Source organism: Bartonella sp. AA1HLJMS (assembly GCF_042197445.1).
Lineage (GTDB): Bacteria > Pseudomonadota > Alphaproteobacteria > Rhizobiales > Rhizobiaceae > Bartonella.
Map to the genome: position 1 here is coordinate 1 of NZ_JBHIRW010000241.1, position 936 is coordinate 936.

Annotated in this window: 2 protein-coding genes; one reads left to right on the forward strand and one right to left on the reverse strand. The window is 33.4% G+C overall.

Annotated elements, in window-relative coordinates; genetic code table 11:
* Positions 1–248 (reverse strand): hypothetical protein (locus tag ACFIQE_RS10900; protein WP_375675379.1); only part of this gene is annotated, 248 nt, incomplete at its 3' end.
* Between the two features lie 105 nt (positions 249–353).
* Here ACFIQE_RS10900 and ACFIQE_RS10905 point away from each other — a divergent pair.
* Positions 354–686 carry a hypothetical protein gene (locus ACFIQE_RS10905; RefSeq protein WP_375626997.1) on the forward strand — a complete coding sequence of 111 codons (333 nt, stop codon included), beginning with the start codon at positions 354–356 and terminating at the stop codon, positions 684–686.
* Positions 687–936 lie beyond the last annotated feature (250 nt).

Below are 936 nucleotides of genomic sequence, written 5' to 3' on the forward strand. Positions count from 1 at the left end.
TGCTCTTGCATTAATCTCTGCAAGCGCTCGGGATAAAAAAAATCTTCTGGACGCAAATCTATCCCATGATCACGTGCATAGTTCAAAAGCATAATTTGGTATTTAGCTGGAATGATGCCGCCTTTACCCTCTCGCTTTTCAAAGGGGTAAGTCCATTTATAAACAGCAGACACATGGCATTGAGAAATCAACGACACACGTTTTGCACCACCTAAATATTTTATAATCATAACTGCTGGAGTAATCATGTAATCCAAAATTTCTGTCATATATTTACGTATTACGCAAATATAAGCAAAATTTTCGTAATACGCAATATTGATTATTTAATAATTTTAAGAGAGAAAAATAAAATGGATTTTCAAAAGCTAATAAAAATGTGGATTAATGAAAAATTAAATGAAATGGGGCATGGAAGCCGTAAGGCTTTAGGGCAACATTTAGGATTGAGTCCATCATCTATTACGCGCTTATTATCGATTGATGACTCTGACTCTAAAGCCTACCGTGATATCACCGCAGAAGAGCTAGTGAAGCTACACAGTTTCTTTAAGGAGTATCCTCCGTATCCGGCTTTAAGCAAGATAGATCAAGATTTTTATGATCTATATTCGTCTTGCAATGAAGAAGAACGGAGGGCAGTTTTAGCGTTTCTTCATACTTTAATCGAATCAAAAAAGCGATAACTGCTGTTTTTTCTTCATTTGACAATTGTAAAAATTTTCTTTTGGCAGTCTTATAACCTTTCATAAAATCTCCAAATATCTATAAAAACACACTAATCTTTAGATGAATACTCATAAAATAATTTTCGTTATACGGTATTTTTATGTTGACATTACCGTAAAGCGAAAATATATTCACTCCATATCTTAGAAAATAACTTTTGCCAATAGGCAGTATGGAGGCATTTGTGAATAAACCAGTGTTTATAAA